16 protein-coding genes are annotated in these 18,411 nt (G+C 62.7%); 2 read left to right on the top strand and 14 right to left on the bottom strand.

The features are described from left to right. Nucleotides 1-29: 29 nt before the first annotated feature. Nucleotides 30-1,088, bottom strand: a complete 1,059-nt coding sequence (gene epmA, locus KD146_RS01310; RefSeq protein ID WP_212656954.1) for an EF-P lysine aminoacylase EpmA — start codon at nucleotides 1,086-1,088, stop codon at nucleotides 30-32. A 129-nt stretch (nucleotides 1,089-1,217) separates the two neighbouring features. Here epmA and efp point away from each other — a divergent pair, with 129 nt between their 5' ends. Beyond that, nucleotides 1,218-1,787, top strand: a complete 570-nt coding sequence (efp, locus tag KD146_RS01305) for an elongation factor P (RefSeq protein WP_212656953.1) — start codon at nucleotides 1,218-1,220, stop codon at nucleotides 1,785-1,787. Nucleotides 1,788-1,836: 49 nt separating this feature from the next. On the opposite strand, the gene KD146_RS01300 is transcribed toward efp, so the two are convergent. Next, complete coding sequence (locus tag KD146_RS01300; RefSeq protein ID WP_212656952.1) at nucleotides 1,837-2,034, bottom strand: DUF2934 domain-containing protein; 198 nt, start codon at nucleotides 2,032-2,034, stop codon at nucleotides 1,837-1,839. Nucleotides 2,035-2,087: 53 nt separating this feature from the next. Beyond that, entirely contained in the window at nucleotides 2,088-2,579 is a 492-nt protein-coding gene (locus KD146_RS01295; RefSeq protein ID WP_212656951.1) for a YciE/YciF ferroxidase family protein, read from the bottom strand. A gap of 140 nt (nucleotides 2,580-2,719) precedes the next feature. Between KD146_RS01295 and KD146_RS01290 the strand changes: the two genes are divergently transcribed. After that, nucleotides 2,720-3,439: a hypothetical protein gene (locus KD146_RS01290; protein WP_212656950.1), complete on the top strand. Its 720-nt coding sequence runs from the start codon at nucleotides 2,720-2,722 to the stop codon at nucleotides 3,437-3,439. Between the two features lie 106 nt (nucleotides 3,440-3,545). Here KD146_RS01290 and KD146_RS01285 read toward each other — a convergent pair whose 3' ends face one another. The 11 genes from KD146_RS01285 to KD146_RS01235 form a co-directional block, all read right to left on the bottom strand. Further along, complete coding sequence (locus KD146_RS01285; protein WP_212656949.1) at nucleotides 3,546-4,193, bottom strand: ThuA domain-containing protein; 648 nt, start codon at nucleotides 4,191-4,193, stop codon at nucleotides 3,546-3,548. A gap of 130 nt (nucleotides 4,194-4,323) precedes the next feature. Next, nucleotides 4,324-5,991, bottom strand: a complete 1,668-nt coding sequence (locus KD146_RS01280; protein ID WP_212656948.1) for an acyltransferase — start codon at nucleotides 5,989-5,991, stop codon at nucleotides 4,324-4,326. Further along, nucleotides 5,988-6,998 (bottom strand): hydroxyacid dehydrogenase, encoded by a 1,011-nt coding sequence (locus KD146_RS01275; protein ID WP_212659060.1) that lies wholly within the window; start codon nucleotides 6,996-6,998, stop codon nucleotides 5,988-5,990. The genes KD146_RS01280 and KD146_RS01275 overlap by 4 nt, the downstream gene beginning before the upstream one ends. Next, nucleotides 6,995-8,848, bottom strand: a complete 1,854-nt coding sequence (locus tag KD146_RS01270; protein ID WP_212656947.1) for a DUF2264 domain-containing protein — start codon at nucleotides 8,846-8,848, stop codon at nucleotides 6,995-6,997. The genes KD146_RS01275 and KD146_RS01270 overlap by 4 nt, the downstream gene beginning before the upstream one ends. Then, a complete protein-coding gene (locus KD146_RS01265; protein WP_212656946.1) occupies nucleotides 8,849-9,883 on the bottom strand; it encodes an ABC transporter ATP-binding protein in 1,035 nt (344 codons plus the stop codon). Next, nucleotides 9,880-10,899, bottom strand: coding sequence for an ABC transporter ATP-binding protein (locus KD146_RS01260; RefSeq protein ID WP_212656945.1), 1,020 nt, complete (start codon nucleotides 10,897-10,899; stop codon nucleotides 9,880-9,882). The genes KD146_RS01265 and KD146_RS01260 overlap by 4 nt, the downstream gene beginning before the upstream one ends. Before the next feature lie 102 nt (nucleotides 10,900-11,001). Then, entirely contained in the window at nucleotides 11,002-12,153 is a 1,152-nt protein-coding gene (locus KD146_RS01255; RefSeq protein ID WP_212656944.1) for an ABC transporter permease, read from the bottom strand. After that, nucleotides 12,154-13,143 (bottom strand): ABC transporter permease, encoded by a 990-nt coding sequence (locus tag KD146_RS01250; RefSeq protein ID WP_212656943.1) that lies wholly within the window; start codon nucleotides 13,141-13,143, stop codon nucleotides 12,154-12,156. It lies immediately after the preceding gene. Nucleotides 13,144-13,229: 86 nt separating this feature from the next. Then, nucleotides 13,230-15,158: an ABC transporter substrate-binding protein gene (locus KD146_RS01245; protein WP_212656942.1), complete on the bottom strand. Its 1,929-nt coding sequence runs from the start codon at nucleotides 15,156-15,158 to the stop codon at nucleotides 13,230-13,232. A gap of 142 nt (nucleotides 15,159-15,300) precedes the next feature. Then, complete coding sequence (locus KD146_RS01240) at nucleotides 15,301-17,124, bottom strand: heparinase II/III domain-containing protein (RefSeq protein ID WP_212656941.1); 1,824 nt, start codon at nucleotides 17,122-17,124, stop codon at nucleotides 15,301-15,303. A 242-nt stretch (nucleotides 17,125-17,366) separates the two neighbouring features. After that, nucleotides 17,367-18,374 (bottom strand): LacI family DNA-binding transcriptional regulator, encoded by a 1,008-nt coding sequence (locus KD146_RS01235; protein ID WP_212656940.1) that lies wholly within the window; start codon nucleotides 18,372-18,374, stop codon nucleotides 17,367-17,369. Nucleotides 18,375-18,411 lie beyond the last annotated feature (37 nt).

Here is an 18,411-nt window from a genome sequence, read left to right as displayed (position 1 = left end):
AAAAAACGGGGCGAAAAAAGTCGGAGCGCTCATTGAGCCACCGGCGCCCACAGCACCGCCTCGATCCGGGGCGCCGCCGTCGCCAGCATCACCAGCCGGTCAAAACCCAGCGCCACCCCGCTGGCCTCCGGCATCAATGCCAAAGCCGCCAGAAAATCCTCATCGATCGGATAGCGCTCGCCATAGATGCGCTCCTTCTCGGCCATTTCAGCGATAAAGCGCGTCCGCTGCTCATCCGCATCGGTCAACTCGCCAAACCCGTTGGCCAGTTCCACGCCACAGGCATAAAGCTCGAACCGCTCGCTCACCCGCCGATCATCGCTCGCGCGCCGCGCCAATGCCGCTTCTGCCGCTGGATAGCGGTCCAGCACGGTGATCCGCCCCATCCCCAGTTGCGGCTCGACCTTGTCGGTCAGGATCAGGCTGAACAGATAGCTCCAGCTACGATCGATTGGCACCGCCATGCCCAATTCCAGCATTTGCTGCGCCAGCACGTCACCATCGGTCACCCCGTCCGCGTCCATGCTGGCAAACAGGTCGATCCCGGCATAGCGCGCAAAGGCATCGACCACGCTCAGCCGCTCCGGCTCAGCGAACGGATCGCACTCAAAGCTCTTGTAACGCAGCATCGCGACCCCGGTGGTCTGGGCCGCCAGCCGCAGCAGCGCCACGCAATCGGCAATGATCGCGTCATAGGCTTCGCCCGCCCGATACCATTCCAGCATGGTGAATTCGGGATGGTGCAGCGCGCTGCGCTCGCGATTGCGCCACACATGCCCCAGGCTGGCGATGCGGGTTTCGCCCGCCGCCAGCAGCTTTTTCATGGTGAACTCGGGCGAGGTGTGCAGATACATCGGCTCCCCCACCCCGTCATTGCCGATCATCTGCGTGCCAAAGGCATGCAGATGGGTCTCATTGCCCGGCGAGCGCTGCAGACCGGGCGGATCAACCAGCACAAAATCAGCGCCTGCCAGATAGCCCCGCACCGCCGCCTCGATCCGGTTGCGCGCCATCAGGATTGGCCGCCGGTCGGCATGGACCGATGGTGTCCACCAGGCTGAGGCTTGCAATGATTTGCTGTGGCTCATGGGACCTTTATGACACCAAGGCTGGAGATTTGCGCCGAGATAGGGTAGTTGGCGCACGACAAAACAGCTTTTCGCGCGCAGATGGCCTCAGCCTCTACGACGCGCTCCCGTTACGAACAAGGAAGAATAATGGTCAAGGTCATCGCCTCTTCGCTGCGCAAGGGCAATGTCGTCGAGCAGGACGGCAATCTGCACGTCATCCTGACGCAGGAAAATGTCCACCCCGGCAAGGGCAATTCCATCACCAACGTCAACATGCGCCGCATCTCCGATGGCGTGAAGGTTGTCGGTCGCTGGCGCACCGTCGAAATGGTCGAAAAGGCCGACGTCGATGACCGCGAATACGACTATCTGTATTCCGATGGTGAAGGCCATCACTTCATGGAGCCTGTCAGCTTCGAACAGATCACCGTGCATAACGACGTGATCGGCGATCAGGCCGCCTATCTCACCGATGGCATGAAGGTTCACCTCAAGACCTTTGAGGGCAACGCCCTGTCGATGGAACTGCCACAGCGCGTGACCGTCGAGATCGCCGAGACCGAACCTGTGGTCAAGGGCCAGACGGCGTCCTCGTCCTATAAGCCAGCCGTGCTCACCAATGGCCTCAAATGCATGGTCCCGCCCCATATCGGCGCCGGCACCCGCATCGTTATCCTCACCGAGGATAATTCATACGTCGAGCGCGCCAAGGACTAAGGCCCGCGCCGATCACGACCTGCAAGAACGGGCCCCGCGGGGCCCGTTTTCATGTCTGATCGGATCGGTCGACGTCATCATCGGGCGCACCCTGCGCCAGCCAGCGATCATAATCGAGCTGGCGCTGATGTTGTGCCTTGGCGCGCAGCCAGTATTCAAACGCCCGCCCGGGCGGGCAGCCATCCTGCTCCCACAGAAAATACGCGGTCAGCCGAATGGCCTCGGCGATCTCGGAGTTTTTGTGCATGCGCGTGAACCGACCCGATCAGGCGCAGGGCAAAACCTGCGCCTGCACTATCCTCAGGCCGCCTTCTGGTTGGCCTCGCTGGTCGCCAGTTCGCTCAGCGACAGATCGGTAGCCAGTTCTTCCTGCAGCGTGGCATCGAGCAGCTTGGCGGCATCTTTCATGCCCAGCTGGGTGGCCCAGGTCTTCAGCGTGCCATAGCGGGCAATCTCATAGTGCTCGACAGCCTGGGCCGCCGAAACCAGACCGGCATCAAGCGCCACCGTGCCCTTGAACTCGTCCATGATCTCCTTGCCTTCCTCGATAATGCCCAGGATGGCGTCACAGGTCTTGCCGCGCGGTGCCTTGCCCAGCAGCTCAAAGATCTGCTCGAGCCGCTCGACATGGCCATGGGTCTCTTCGAGGTGCTTTTCGAACCCGGCCTTGAGCGCCTCGGAATTGGCAGCCTTGGCCATTTTCGGCAGGGTCTTCACGATCTGCCGCTCAGCGTAATAAATGTCCTTGAGCGTATCGAGAAACAGGTCATTGAGGGTCTTTTCGGAAGCCATTGTGCTTGTCTCCATTGCATGGTGTTGCGACGCTGGCTTGAGAACGTTGATCGCCTCCGCAGGTTCCAGCACAAATGATCCTGTCTGGTCCCCGCCGCGTACTCGCTTTAGGCTGCTCGCCTCCAACCGATCGGGCCACCATGACCGCCTCGCTCTATCCCGCTGATTTCTATCAGAACCGCCGCGCCCACACCGCCTATGCGGCCCGGCAGGTGCTGGCTGCCCTGCCCGCCGCCCTGCCCCAAACGTCGGTGGCCGATATCGGTTGTGGCACCGGCACCTGGCTGGCTGCAGCGCTGGCGGCGGGGGCAGACACCGCCATGGGCCTCGAAGGCGATTGGGTGACCCCCGACATGCTCGATGATCCCCGTATCACCTTCACGGCGCACAATCTCGAACAGGGCTTTGCCGCCCCGCGCGTCGATCTTGCCATCTCGCTCGAAGTGGCCGAGCACCTCTCACCCGGCCGCGCCCCCGGCTTCATCGCCGATCTGGTCGCGCTGGCCCCGGCCATCCTGTTCAGCGCCGCCATTCCCGGCCAGGGCGGCGTCGGTCATCTCAATGAACAATGGCACAGCTGGTGGGCCAGCCACTTCGCCAACCACGGCTATACCGCCCACGACGCCATCCGCCCTGCCATCTGGGCCGACGAGGCCATCCCGGCCTGGTACCGCCAGAATGTCGTGCTTTATCTCGACCCGGTTCAGCGCCGCGCCCTTGGCCTGTCCGCGACTGACCCGGCCCTGCTGGACAGCGTCCACCCTGCCTTCTGGTCCCGCGCCAACCGCGAGCTTGGCTACGCCAACGCCCTGCCCGAATCAGAAGTGCTCAAACGCCAGGCCCAGCAACAGCAGCAATAGCGCCACTAGGCACCGAACCGTTTCCTCCCCCTGTCAGGGGGAGGCTAGGAGGGGGTATCCACCCAAAAGGGTTAACCCACCAGGCCAGGAACGGGAATGCCCAACCCTAGCGCGCCGCCCACAGCAGCCCGCGTCGCAGGATTTCGCGCACAGGCCCGCCCGCCAGTTCATCCGCCGTGTGGCCCAGCGAGGAATAAAACACCCGCCCCTGATCATGCATGGTGGTGAACACCACCGGCATCACCACATCCTTGCGCCAGGAATGGAATTCGCCGGAAAACACCGTCGTCGCCAGCACATCAACCGCCGGGTCGTAGTTCAGATAATACTGCTCGGAGGTATGCTCAAAGCTCTCGATCCCCGCCATGATCGGGTGATCGCTCTGGCACACATCCACCGTGTAGGTGATGATATTGCCCGGATGCTGCACCCAGTAGCAGCTGGCCGCATAGCGGAACGGCACGCTGGACCGAAAGCTCGTCGCCAGCCCCATATGATAGCCCGCCAGCCCCGTCCCCGCCCGCACGGCCGCGATCAGATTGGCCATTTTCTCCGGCGCCAATTGCCCATCGGTAATCACCGGGACCACCAGATCAAACCGCCCGACATCCTCAGCGCCCAGCGCCTCATAGTCGGGCGTCACGGTGACCGCGAAACCCTCGGCTTCGAGCAGGTCGCGCACCACCTGTGCCCCCCGCTCGGGCGTATGCAATTCCATGCCGCCCCACACCACCAGTGCCGATTTGCCTGCCATGCTCATTCTCTTTCGTCTGCTCCGGCCTGACCAGCTGCCAGGCTGTCGGCTCCATCGTCTCCCTCCCCCTTTGTGGGGAGGGATCAAGGGTGGGGGGCTTTTGTTCCTGCGGCGCAAGGCTCGCTGATCGCTACAACCCCAGCCCCACGGCCCGCGTCCGATGGACGCCCTTGGGCACAAACGCGAACGCGTCTTCAATCCCCAGCAGCGCAGCGGCCAGATGGACCACGCTGAGCCACATTTCGGTGCCCTGCAGGCTCGCGGTCTGCCCATCGGCAAATCCAAAGCCCTGCCCGCTGATCCAGCGCTCCTCGGCCCGGCCGATCACCGCCCGCGCAATCGCTTCGGCTTCGGCCCGGCGGTGGTCTGTCTGCTGCAGGCATAGCCAGAGCGGATGAATGGTGTCGAGCAGATTGCACGCCGTATAGGTCGGCCCGGCAAACCCGCCATATTGGCGATGATTGTGCAGCACGCTGTCGATGGCCTTTTCGACACCGGGCACCGGCACGCCAAACTGGGCATATGTGCCCCGTGTCAGGCGATAGAACCCGTTGACCGGCTGCAGCAGCCCTTCGTCCGCGGTCGGAGACCCCCACAATCCTGTGCCACGATCCTGATGCAGCGCCAGCCAGCCAAACAGCGTTTCGCGCGCCCGCCCGCTGGTAAAATAGCGCGCGTTGAAATAGAGCGCCGTGCCGATCGCATCCACCGCTGCGCCTGCGCCCCAGGCCCGCTCCCGCCAGCTCAGACCCTCCAGCCAATCGCACAGCTCGGGCGCACCCAGTTCAACTGCCGCAACCGGATGCTTCGGCTGCCCGCCCAGCACCTCGATCGCATAGCCAACCGAGAGCACATTATAGAGCGCCAGCCCATCATCGCGCATGGCCTGTCCGGCTGCGATGGGCCGGTGCGGGTCTGGAAACAGCCCTGTCTGGGGGTCCTGCATCGCCTGCAGTTCAGCCAGTGTGGCCGCTGCATCGAGCCCCTCGGGCAAGGCCCCAAAGCCCGCCGCAATCTCGATGGCATCATTGCGATGCCGCGCGCTGGCGCGCGCCTGTCCATCGGCCTCGATCGAAACATAAGTCCCGTCCTGCCGGTGGCGTGCCAGGATCTCGGGCCATTGCTGGCCTGCCACCGCACCCAGCCGGGCCAGGCTCGCCTCTGCGTCGCCCTTGGCGGACTGTCCGCGATAGCGCACCAGCCTGGCGGGCACCCCGCCCACAATCGCCAGCGGCGGCACGTCCTTGCTCACGACGGCGCCTGCCGCGATCACGGCGCCGGCGCCCACCGCAACCCCATCAAGCACCACCGCATTGGCCCCGATCCACACATCATCCCCAATGGTGATGCCAAGGCTCTCATGCGCCTGGGTGTGGATCGGCACGCTGGGATCATCAAAGCCGTGATTGAACCCGACAATGCTGACATGGCTGGCAATGCGCACCCCGTCGCCACAGCGCACCTTGCCCGAAATCATCGCATAGCTGTTGACCGTGCAATGCGCGCCAAATTCCACATCACCGCGCACCAGGGCATGCCCGGCAATCCAGCTCTGCGCACCGACCACCAGATGGCTGGTAAAGATCGCCGCATCGGCTGCCACATAGGCGGTGTCGGCAAACCGGGCGCCCGCGCTCTGCTCCAGCCGCGCCAGACGCGCCTGATGCTGGGGGGCTGCAATGTCCTTTGGCGTCCGGTCCCAGGTCAGAAATTGCAGCCGCGCCACGTGCTCCCGCTCTGGAGTGGTCGCCGCATCACGCCGGGCGAGCGGGCCTTCGCCCGAGGGCGAGCTCGTCATGCCAGCCGCTCCAGCAAACCGGGCTCCACGGCATATTCCAGCGGCGTACCAGCAATGAAGCGTTCGATTTCGTCGACCACCAACTCGCCCAGCCGCAACCGTTCAGTGCCGATTGCGCCCGCCACATGCGGCGTCAGAAACACATTGGGTAGAGTATAGAGGGGCGAACTGGGATCGGGAATTTCGGGATCGGTCACATCGATCACCGCATGGATCCGTCCGGTCTGCAGTTCGGCAATCAGGGCCTCCTCATCCACCAGCGCACCGCGTGCCGTATTGATGAACGCTGCCCCGTCCCGCATCAGCTTGAGCTGGCTGGCACCGATCATCGCCCGCGTGGTGGGCAGTGATGGCGCATGGATTGATACCACATCAGAGCGCGCCATCAGCGTTTCGAGCGAAACCAGTTCGGCTCCCGCCAGAAGAGGGTCATCGGCCTGCACAAACGGGTCGCTGACCAGCACGGTGAAATCGAAACCCTGCAGGAATTTGGCCACCTTGCGCCCAATGCGCGAAGCGCCGACCAGCCCCACCGTGCGGTGATAATTGCCGATGGGTTCATCGGCCAGAGCATAGGTGCTCGACCGGCTCGGGTCAGCCCGATAACGGTCGCGCATTTCAAACATCCGCTTATTGGCAAAGATGATCGCGGCAAGGGTGAACTCGGCCACCGGCACCGCATTGGCGTCGGCCGCATGGGTCACGGTGATCCCGGCCGAATACACCGCCGGGTCCAGCATGTATTTCACTGTGCCGGCCGCATGCGCGATCAATTGCAGGCGGGGCGCCGCCTTGAGCACATCGGCTGAAATCGTCGGACAGCCCCAGCCGGTGATCAGCACATCAATCTGCGCCAGCACGGCCCGGGCTTCGGCACTGCTGAATTCGCTCAGCGGCGCCTGACGCACAATCTCGCAATTCCGGCCCAACCGGTCCAACGCCTGCGCGTCGAACACGAATTTGGTCTTGTCCGCCGCCATGGCAAAAGCAATTTTTGGACCCATCAGAACCGCTCCGGGACCAGAATGGCGCTGACATCAATGCCCGCGCGGGCAAACAGTGCCTCAAGCGCCGCCAGATCGGGTGCCGCCGGTGGCTTGTTCAGCGCCGCCTCGGCATCGCTGCCCGCGGGCATCGCCATGGCCGCGGTCACCAATACCGTCGTGCCAGCCGCGATGTCGCCGCGCAATTGCGGCACCAGCGTTTTCGACACGATCAGATTGGTATTGGGATAGGCTTTCTGCGTCCGCCCGTCCCGCGTCCCGGCCAGATCGACGATGACGCTGAGATCGGTGGCGCTGTGCGCAACGGCCCGGCCCGCCTCTTCGCGCAGCCTATCGGCGTTCAGATCGGCGCGCCCAATGGCAAAGCCGCCCTCGGTCGCATGCAACGCGCGTGGCGTGGTGATCCGGTGCACCCTGATGTGCCACGGATTGGCCGGCAGCAGCCACGTCTCCACGCTCACATCGCTCCAGGGTTTCCAGCGTGCATACAGCGTGTCACCGGCAATCTGGGCCACCTCATTGGTCTCGCGCACCCGGTAGTGCCGCCCGTCATCGGAAAACGCCAGCGCCCCGTCAAACGCGCCCTGATGATAGGCCCGCTCATCGACCTCCACCGAAAAGCCATAGCGGCTGGAATAGACGAACTTGGCGTATTTTTCGGTGCCATTGCGCATCTGCCAGTTCTGCTGGCCGCTCGACAGCGCCACCACATTGCCCTTGGTATGCATCATCACCATGCCGGGATGCTTGAGCGGAATGGGCGTCTCGTCGATGACAGCCGGGGTTTCCTCAGCGGTCCAGAACGGGTGATCGGCCCCCAGCGCCAGCGGCAGAAAGGCCTTGAGCGCCCAATAGGGCGAGCCTGCCGAATTATAGCTCTCGCTCATGAACAGGTTGGGATAGCCATAGCCGACCGAGAGCACGCCATTGCCATGGGCAATTGGCTTGTCTGCCCACCAGCGCAGATGACGCATGAACTGGCCCTTGATTTCGCCCCAGGGCAGCGCCTCCACATCAGCAAACGCCAGCGCGCCCCAGAAGCCGCCACAGGCAAAGCGATAGGTCAGGCTGCGCCCGAAGGCCAGCGTGCCACCATCCTCGTCAAACCAGTGGCGGATATCCTTCGCGAACGCCACTGCGCGCTCCTTATAGGCAGCAACGCGCTTCTCGTCGCCGCGCGCCAGCTTGGCGTAGATCAGACCGTAAAAATGCATGGCGAAGGGAATGTAGTGGTCAATGCGGCGCACATTGCCGTCGCGATACCAGCCCTCGCCCAGATAGAACCCGTCCAGCTCCTCGAGATATTTCTCGGTCAGCGAACGGTCGAAATCGACGCCGCATTCCTCCAGCCCCAGATCGACCAGAATGCGGAAGAACTTCCAATTATTGTCCGCATAATCGAACTGGCGCGCATGCAGCAGATAGGCCGCCAGATTGTCCTTGGCCTTCTGCGACAGCGGCGCCCAGACATGCTGGGGCACCATCCGCATGGTGAAGCCGATCGCGGCCAGCTCAACCATGCGCTGGTCGGTCGAATTGACCGCCCCCCAATATTCAGGATGCTCGGGGTCTGTGCCATTGGCCAGTCCGCGCCGATACAGCTCCCAGTGTTCAAAACTGCCACCGCCCACCGCCAGCGGCGTCAGCCCCCATAGCGGCCGGGCAAACCCTTCGAGGTCGGCCGCTGCGCGGTCAAAATGCGCCGCGGCCCCATCAAGCCGCACGCGCGCCCCGCCTTCGGAAAAATAAGGCAGCAGCGGGTCAAACAGGGCGTGCAGCCCCCCAACCACATCATCGCGGCTCGTCAGAGGATTGCCAGAAAGAGGATTGGCGCTCACAGGATCATAAGTCATCTAGGCATAGGTCCTCGCTGGCGCGTCATCATAGGCGCCACTCAATTCAAGTTTCTCGGCAAAATGGCAGGCCGCTTCCTGGGCTGTCCCGTTGATCGGGCGCAGCGCCGGCCGTTCGGTCCGGCAGCGGTCTTCGGCATATTTGCAGCGTGTGTGGAAAGGGCAGCCAACCGGCCGATTGCCCAGATAGGGGATTTCCCCGCGCACTTCGGCGCTGCGCCCCTTGCGCCGCAACGGGTCGGCAATCGGCAGCGCCTCAAGCAGCAATTCGCTATAGGGATGGCGTGGTCGCTCAAACAGCATTTCGGTGGGCGCATTCTCCACCACATGGCCCAGATACATCACCACCACCCGGTCCGCGATGTAGTTCACCACGCCCAGATCATGGCTGATGAAGATATAGGTCAGCCCGAACTCCGCCTTGAGGTCCTCGAGCAGATTGAGCACCTGCGCCTGGATCGAGACGTCCAGCGCGGACACCGCCTCATCGGCAATCACCAGCTTGGGGTCCAGCACCAGTGCCCGGGCAATACCGATACGCTGACGCTGGCCGCCCGAAAACGCATGCGGATAGCGGCCTGCTGCTTCGGCGGGGATCCCGACCTTTTCCAGCGTCGAGATCACCAGCTCCTCCAGCGCCTTGCCCTTGGCGATCTTGTGAATGCGCAGCGGCTCGGCCACGATATCGAACACCCGCATATTGGGATTCAGCGAGCTCATCGGGTCCTGAAAGATCATGCGGATGTCTTGCCGCCATGGCTTGATCTCGCGCTTGGTCAGCGCTGTCAGCTCGACATCGCCGCCGCTCTTGGGATGATAGACGACCTTGCCTTCGCTGACCGGCTGCGCCTGAATGATGCAGCGCCCCAGCGTGGTCTTGCCACAGCCGCTCTCGCCGACAATGGCCAGCGTCTCGCCGGCCTCCACGGTCAGATTGATATCGGTCAGCGCATCGAGCCGGCGTTCCTTGCCGATCAACCCGCCACTCAGGGTAAAATGCTTGGAGAGATGCTCCACACTCAGCAGCGTACTCATGCCATTGCCTCCACCGGCGCCTGGGTCAGCAGATGACACCGCGCATGATGCCCATTGCCCACATCGGTACGCACCGGACGCACGCTGGCGCAGGGCTCGAACGCATGCGGGCAGCGGCTGGTAAAGGCACAGCCTGTTGGCCGGTCCTTGGGTGCGGGCACCGTGCCCTTGATCGGGTTCAGTCGCACCCGGTCCGCCTTGCGCGACATCTTGGGGATCGAGTTCATCAGCGCCTGCGTGTAGGGATGCCTGGGCGCCGAGAACACGTCGAACACGCTGCCCTGCTCCACCACATCGCCCAGATACATCACCGCCACCTCGTCGGCGATTTCCGCCACCACGCCCAGATCATGGGTGATGAACAGCATCGCCATGCCGAAATCGGCCTGCAGCTGGCGCAGCAGATCCAGAATTTGCGCCTGCGTCGTGACATCCAGCGCCGTGGTCGGCTCATCGGCAATCAGCAATTGCGGTGTGCACGCCAGCGCCATGGCGATCATCGCCCGCTGACGCAATCCACCCGACAGCTGAAACGGATATGCATCGGCCCGCTCGCGTGCGCCGGGCACGCCGACCTGGTCGAGCAGCGCCACGGTACGCTCGCGCGCCGCCTTGCCGCCCAGCCCCTCGTGAATGGTCATCATCTCGTCAATCTGGTCGCCAATCGTATGCACCGGCGATAGCGAGCTCATCGGCTCCTGAAAGATCATCGAGATCTGGTTGCCGCGAATGCGCCGCATCGCCAGGCTGTCCGGCTTGAGCCGGGCAATATCGGTGGCGTCCTCCCCCGCCGGGGTGAACACGATACTGCCGGTGCGCACATCGGCATTCTTGTCGAGCAGTCGCAGCACGGCGCGCGCGGTCACCGACTTGCCGCAGCCGCTTTCGCCCACCAGCGCCAGGGTCTTGCCCGGCGTCAGGCTCAGATCGACCTGCCGCACGGCTTCGATATCGGCCTCATCGGGCGAGGAAAACACGATCGACATATTGTCGATTTTCAGAAGAGGTTTGCTCATGACCTTGCCTCTGCGATTGTCGGAGAACCCCCACCCTTGGTCCCTCCCCACGAAGGGGAGGCAATGCGGGTGGTGGTATCGTCAGCGCGCATAGTCATCATCTCATCGCCCATGTGGATCAGCGGCATCACGAAGGCCGTCTCCGAAAAAGTTCATTGCCAGAATGATGATGACCACGCAGATGCCCGGCGTCAGCAGCCACGGCGCGGTCGCCAGCGTGCGGATATTCTGCGCGTCCTGCAGCAGCGTCCCCCAGCTCACGATCGGGGCCTGCAGCCCCAGCCCAAGAAAGCTCAGCGCGGTTTCAGCCAGGATCATGCCCGGAATGGCCAGCGTCGCCGCCGCAATGATGTGGCTGGTGAAGCTGGGCACCATGTGCCGGGTGATGATGCGCCAGTCGCTGGCCCCATCCAGCTGCGCAGCGGTCACGAAATCCTCGGTGCGCAGGCTCAGGAAGCGCCCCCGCACCACCCGCGCCAGCTCGGTCCAGCCGATCAGGCTCAGGATGATGGTGATGGCGAAATAGGTCTGCAGCGCCGTCCAGTCCTTGGGCATGGCAGCGGCCAGACCTAGCCAGAGCGGAATGGTCGGCATGGAGCGGATGAACTCCACCACACGCATCACCGCACTGTCGAACCAGCCGCCATAATAGCCGGCAAACCCGCCAATGATGATGCCGAAGAACAGGCTCATCGTCACACCGGCCAGACCGATGGAAAGCGAAATGCGCGTCCCGTGGATCAATCGGCTCAACAGGTCACGGCCCAATCGGTCCGCACCCAGCACATAAAGTGGGGCCCGCGGCACCGACACGCCGAACAGCTTGGTCGACATCGGGATGAAGCCGGCCAGCAGATACGGCTTGCTCTCGGCAAACAGCGTGATTGGCAGCCGCTCGGTCTCGTCGATCACAAAGGTGCGGCGCAGCGCGACCGGGTCGATTTCGGTCTTGTAGCCATAGACATAGGGCCCGAAGGTCCAGCTGCCGTCTTCCTGCACGGCCACGAAATTGATGCCCTGTGGCGGCGCATAGGTATAGCGCGGATTGTAGGCCGAGGGATCGGTGGGCGCCAGAAACTCGGCGAAGATGGCAATCAGGTAAAAGGCGATCACCACCCACAGGCTGACCAGCGCCAGCTTGTGCCGTTTGAAGCGGCGCCACATCAGCGCCGTCTGGCTTTCCCGTACCGCCTTTTTGGGCGTCACTTCCGCCATGCTCAGCGTCCCGTCATCTGCGTGAATGTTCATGGTCATTTACTTGCCGCCATACCGGATGCGCGGATCGATCCAGGCCAGCAGGATGTCCGAAATCAACGTACCGACCACCGTCAGCACACTCAGCAGCAGGATGATGGCCCCTGCCAGATACATGTCCTGCGTCGTCAGCGAGCGCAGCAGCATCGGTCCGGCCGTCGGCAAATTCATCACCACCGACACGATCACCGAGCCCGACACCAGCGCCGGCAACAGCCAGCCAATGGTGGAGACCAGCGGGTTGAGCGCCAGACGAACGGGATATTTCAGAATGACGCGCCACTCCGGCAGGCCCTTGGCCCGGGCCGTGGTCACATAGGGCTTTTTGAGCTCATCAAGCAGGTTGGCGCGCAGAATGCGGATCAGTTCGGCCGTACCGGCCGTGGCCAGCACCAGCACCGGGATCCAGGCATTGGACAGGAAGTCCCACAGCTTGGCCAGGCTCCAGCGCGCGTTCTCGAATTCGGGCGAATACAGCCCGCCAATGGTTTCGCCGAACCAGGTAAAGCTGAGATACATTAGGATCAGCGCGAAAAAAAAGTTCGGCACAGCCAGGCCGATAAAGCCCAGCACGGTCGCCAGATAATCGCCCAGCGAGTATTTGCGAACCGCGGCGTAGACCCCGATTGGCAGCGCGATCAGCCACATGGCGATCACCGCAATGCCTTCGAGCAGGATCGAATTGCCCAGCCGGCCCCAGATCAGTTCGGACACCGGCCGCTTCCACTCAAAGCTCTGGCCGAAATTACCCACCATGATGCCGCTCACCCATTTCCAGTACTGCACCAGATATGGCTCGCCCAGGCCGTATTGCTGGCGCAGGTTCTCGATCACCTTGGGGTCGACCTGCTCGCCGGTCGCCGAAAGCTGGGCAATATAGGCGGTCAGATAATCGCCGGGTGGCAGCTGGATGATAGCGAAGGCCACAAACGAGATGGCAAACATCGTCAGCACCATGGCGATGAAACGCCGGATCACGAACTGGACCATTGTCGGATACTCTAGTCGGTTTCAGGGTCCCCCCGCGGCCGTTGCGGCCGCGAGGGGATCGGGCGGGAGGGGAGGACGTCCCCCGCTTACTTGAAGTACCAGGTGGCTGGATCCATCGGCGATGGCGTCGGGAACAGCCAGGCGTTGAACATCGTCTCAGGCGCATTGCCCAGATTGTTCTTGATGATCGAATAGCCGTTCGGCATCAGGCTGACGCCGATCACCGGGAACTGTTCCTTGGTGATCGCCAGGATCTGCTTCATCAGGTCAGCACGCTGATCGGGATCGCTCGAGGAACGGATCTGCTTGTAGAGCTCCATCTGTTCCTTGGCCCAGTCAGCGGGCTCTTCGGCGATTTCAGGACGCGTGCCGTTGAACCACTGTGCCCAGCGCCAGGCCCAGACCGACTCATCATTGGCCGGGAAGTAGTAGCGGGGCTCCTGCACCACTTCGAGACCACCGTCGCCGGCCCAGACCTGCGCATCGAACTCATTGCCCGGGCGCTTGTCGTAGAACAGCGTACGGTCGATATTGTTGAGCTCGATTTCAATGCCGACCGAGCTGAGCTGTAGCTGCATGATTTCGAGAATATCGATCCATTCCGGCCGCAGCGAGGAGATCACATCGACCGTGATCTTGGCCGGACGGCCATCGCTCATCAGGCGGACGCCGTCACCATTGGTTTCGGTCAGGCCGGCCGCTTCAAGATGCTCGATCGCGCTTTCGGGATTGAACTCGGTGTACTGCTTGGCCAGCTCTTCGTCATAGAACGGCGATTCCGGACGCGGTGCCACCTGGAAGGGTTCACCCTGACCGGTGAACACCACATCGACGATCTCTTCGCGGTCAATGGCTTCGGAGATGCCGATGCGGAAGTTCTTGTCCTGATACAGCGCCCGCTTGACCGGATCGTCATGGTTGAAGTTGAGCTGCAGCACCAGCGTATTGGACGCCGATGGGATGATCTCGCCCAGGTGATAATCGCCCGCTTCCTGCCCGTCATAGAACAGTGGCTTGTTGGTATTGGTGGCGATGTGGCGTTCCTGGAAATCGATCTCGCCATTGAGCGCCAGCAGTGTCAGCTCTTCGATGGATTCGCTGACCCGCATGTCCAGATGATCCATATAGGGCAGCTGGTTACCCTCGGCGTCGACCTTCCAGTAATAGGGGTTGCGATCCCAGGTAACGTGGCTCGCATTGGCCGACAGGGGCTGATCGATCACCCAGGCATACAGCGTTGGCAGATCAGGATTGGAGAAACGGATGGTTTCCCAGCCCCAGGCGCAACGGTCCTGCAGATACAGCGCCCAGCTCGAAAAGCCCTTGGCTTCGGCTTCGGCAGCGGCATTCTCGTTATATTTGGGGTGGAACTGGCTGCAATAGGCCTTCTGCAGCGAGGTGATGTGAATGCCGTTCACGCTGGCCATTTCGTCCATCAGCATGCCATTGGGCTGATCGAACCGGAACTTGAACGTGTAATCGTCAATCACCTCGAGATGCACGGGATTGTTGACGTTGTCGATCCAGCTGCCGGCCGGATAATCGGGGTCATTATAGATCTCGACGGCAAATTCGATATCGGCACTGGTGAACGGGGTGCCGTCCGACCACTTCACGCCCTGACGCAGATGGAAGGTGTATTCGGTGGCGTCTTCATTGGCTTCCCAGCTCTCGGCCAGGTTGGGCACCACGGTCTTCCATTCCTGGTCAAACCGCACCAGACCTTCATAGGCCACGGTCTTGACGATCAGCCCGTTATCGCCGCCGCCGCGCATGCCCATATGCCAGGTGCCGCCATAGGTGCCGATGCTGTCGGCATTGAGCACCAGCGGATTGGCAGGCAGGCGCTCTTCAAGCGGCGGCAGGTCACCGCTGGCCACCAGCGCATCAAGCTCGGGCGCCTGTTGCGCCAGCGCCGGTCCGGCAGCCGCAAGCAGTGCGCTCAGCGCCACCGCACCGGCCAGACGCAGACCGCTGCGGCCTCGCATGCGACCGAAATTTGCATCATGTCTCATCATAGTCCTCCCTTTCCGGGCTTTCCCTCACCCGGGTTCTCGTCAGGCGCATGCCGACACAGTGTCGTCATCCGTAACTGCGTGGATGGTTTGGGCATCCACGCCCTCTTCTTGCCGGTCGTTGACCGGCGCTCCCGCTCGTTCAGAACGGTGAGATCTCCATCACCACCTTGCCGGTCGCTGCCTGTCCCGCCGCTGTAAACAGCACACGGGTCAGATCGACCGAGGGGGCATATTGTTTTTCGACGCCGGGGTGGCGTTCGGTATCGACCTGCACAATGGCCGGGTCGAACCCCACCACCACCCCGCCATTGTCATCGCCAATGCGCACCGTGGCGCTGCCGACCTGCACGGCCAGCGGGGTGATCAGCGCGGACACGAACTGCCCGCCACCATCGGCAAAACTGAAACTGTCCGTGAGTTCGATCCGCCCACCGGGCACGGCGCGGTCAAACACCACATCGCGCTCCAGCGTCTTGAGCCCTGCTGCTGCCGGATAGGCCGCTGCCATCTCGAGCCGCAGCCGATCCTGCTCGGCGCCATGACCATGGTCGAGCACGCGCGCGGCATGCGCGGCGCCTTCGGCCTGCGCATGGCCATTGACCACCGGCACCGAATGCCCGCGCGAGGAGGCCATGATGTTCTCGTACCGCTCGGGGCCGAAATAGGCCTTGGAATAGCGCCCGCGCCCCGGATCGGTCAGCACGACGCGGCCATTGTGCACCACCATGAACGAGCCAACATCGTTCTGGTTGTGCATCTCGTCATTGTGCCCGCCCTTGATCGCCAGCCGCAGCGAACCGGGATTATCCGGGTCCAGCCGGCTGATCATCCAGGCCATGTCGGCGTACCAGTCATGCACTGTGCCCCCGAAAGCGGTTTCGCTTTTCGGCAGCGGCCACGCATATTGCCGCAATGGCCAGACGAACTGGTTGAAGCCTTGCACCGTAAAATCGTTGCTCATGCCCAGCTGGGTCAGCGAAGGAAGGTCAAGCCGCTCGGCCAGATAGGCCAGCAGCCCGGGATGAAACTGCGGGGTGCTGTCGGAATCCGAGAAGCTCGCCCAGATGCCCTGGGTCAAAATGGTGCGCACCGGAAATTCGGCAATCGCCCGCACCCGCGCGTCATTCAGCAGATCGATCTGCCCGCCCGTGCGCGCCGCCAGCAACTGCGCCAGCACCACATAATTGCCGAAGCCATAGGACCAGTAATCGGGCCCTTCGCTCGATCCACCCTGGCTGTCAAAGGTCTCCAGATAGTCGGCTAGGCTGTGCAGCCCGCGCGTGATGATCTCGGCCAGCCGATCCAGATCGTTTTCGAAATAGCACGCAGCGCCAACCACCCCGGCGACACACACCGCCGTCCAGTTATTAACCTGCTTTTGCGGCGTGGTGTGCAGCCACCAGTGATCATTGCGCTCAAGGAACGGGGCGATGGCGCGCCGATCGGTCTCGCTGCGCAACCGGGCGCGCAAGGGTGCGGACAGCCTGTCGCCGATCAGATAATCCATCTCCGCCAGATCCAGCGCGCTCATCGCTGCAGCCAGATCAAGCGTCGGCCGATCCGGCATGTCGAGCACCCGCCCATGCGCAGGCCAGGACCAGTTGGTCTCTTCGAGCCGTGCGAAGGCCAGATTTTCAATCGCGTCGATAAAGGCGCCTTCGCCCTCAAGCCATTCAGCCAGGGTCAGGCGATACAGCATCTGCCGCCGCTCGCGCTGGGCATCTTCATAGCCCTCGCGCCGTCCGGTCCGCATGAATTCCAGATAGAGCGCAGCGGGCAGCGCCGGAACGGGCGCGACCGCATCGGCCCGCGCCTGCTCGAGCAGTCCCGCCAGAGCCTGCGACCCGATAGTGGATTTGATGCGCGCCACTCCCTGCTCACCGCTTCTGGCAAACGGCGTAAACGCGGGCGCTGTCGCCAGCACCATGCGCACATGTTTGACATTCCACCGGCGCAAATCCACGTCGCACTCCCCGCCTCAGCATCCCGCGGTCCCTCGACCGTCTCCTCGATTGCTGGTGTCGGAAAGGCTATTGCACAACTTGCGCTATTTCAAGCAATTTGCGCAAATCACGCAAGTTACGCAAATTTGTTCATTTTGCGTTGTCCGAGCAAGGACATAGCGTGTCGATAACCACCGTGCGCGCCCCTCAACGTGCACAGTCTGCTAACATTTTTACTCAGGGAGTGTTGAAATATCCGGCGTCAGACGACGGTCGAGACGGTTTCGCCCTCGACCATTTTGACGCCGACCTCAAGCTGCTGCACGGCGGTTTCGCCGTCCATATGCTGCCCCAGCAAGCGGATGGCACCGCGCCCGATTGCCTCGCGATCCACCCGGATCGTACTCAGCCGCGGCGTCGCCATGCCGGCCAGCGGCAGATCATCAAAGCCGATGATCGAGAACCCCCCAGGCACCGGACTGTCCGGCGCATACAGCCCCTCCAGCATTTCGACCGCAGCAATGTCGTTCCAGCTGAACAGCGCCGTCACATCGTGCTTACCCGCCAGCACATCGGCCAGTAATTCCTCGGTATGGCGGTCCGCCGAATTGACGATAACGCCTTGTGCGCCGGGCGTTGCCGCGATCGCGGCCTCAAAGCCGCGCTGACGCTGCAGGATGGTGGGCCGGTAGCGATGGGTATAGTGCAGGATACGGCGATGCCCGGCATCGAGCAGCCGCTGCGTGGCAAGATACGCGCCATAGAAATTGGCCGGCGATACCGAACTCAGGCGCATTTGCGGGTCACTGCCATTGACCAGAATGCACGGGATATCCTCGGCAGCGGACCACACCGCAAGCTCGTCCCAGGCATCGATCCCGGCCAGCAGCACGCCGCCTGCATCGGCCTGCGCCAGCTGTTTGCGGATCATGTCCAGCGTCACCATCTGGTCATTGACCAGCCGCACATCCAGCGTCATCCCCGCCTCGGCAGCCTGCTGGCGCATGCCCTCGACAATACCGAAATAAAACCCCGACAGCCCGCTGGTCGCACTGCCCAGCGGCACCAGCGCGACCGCGCGCTTATCCCCGCTCGCCGCCCCTGTGATATGCTTGGATTTATAGCCCAGCGTGCGCGCCATGCGCTGCACATCGCGCCGCACCACGTCGCTAATGCCGATTTCATTGGCCAGCGCACGCGATACCGTGCTTACCGAAACGCCGAGGCGCTCAGCAATGTCGGCCTGATTTGCGCGCTTCTGCACTGCCACGGGTCTGCCTCACTTGCTATCTACGCAATATTTGCGT

Origin of the sequence: Devosia litorisediminis (assembly GCF_018334155.1) — a bacterium.
In the GTDB taxonomy this organism is placed as follows: Bacteria; Pseudomonadota; Alphaproteobacteria; order Rhizobiales; family Devosiaceae; genus Devosia; species Devosia litorisediminis.
The sequence above is the reverse complement of the archived record's forward strand: the minus strand, read 5'-3'. Positions and strand labels throughout refer to the sequence as shown.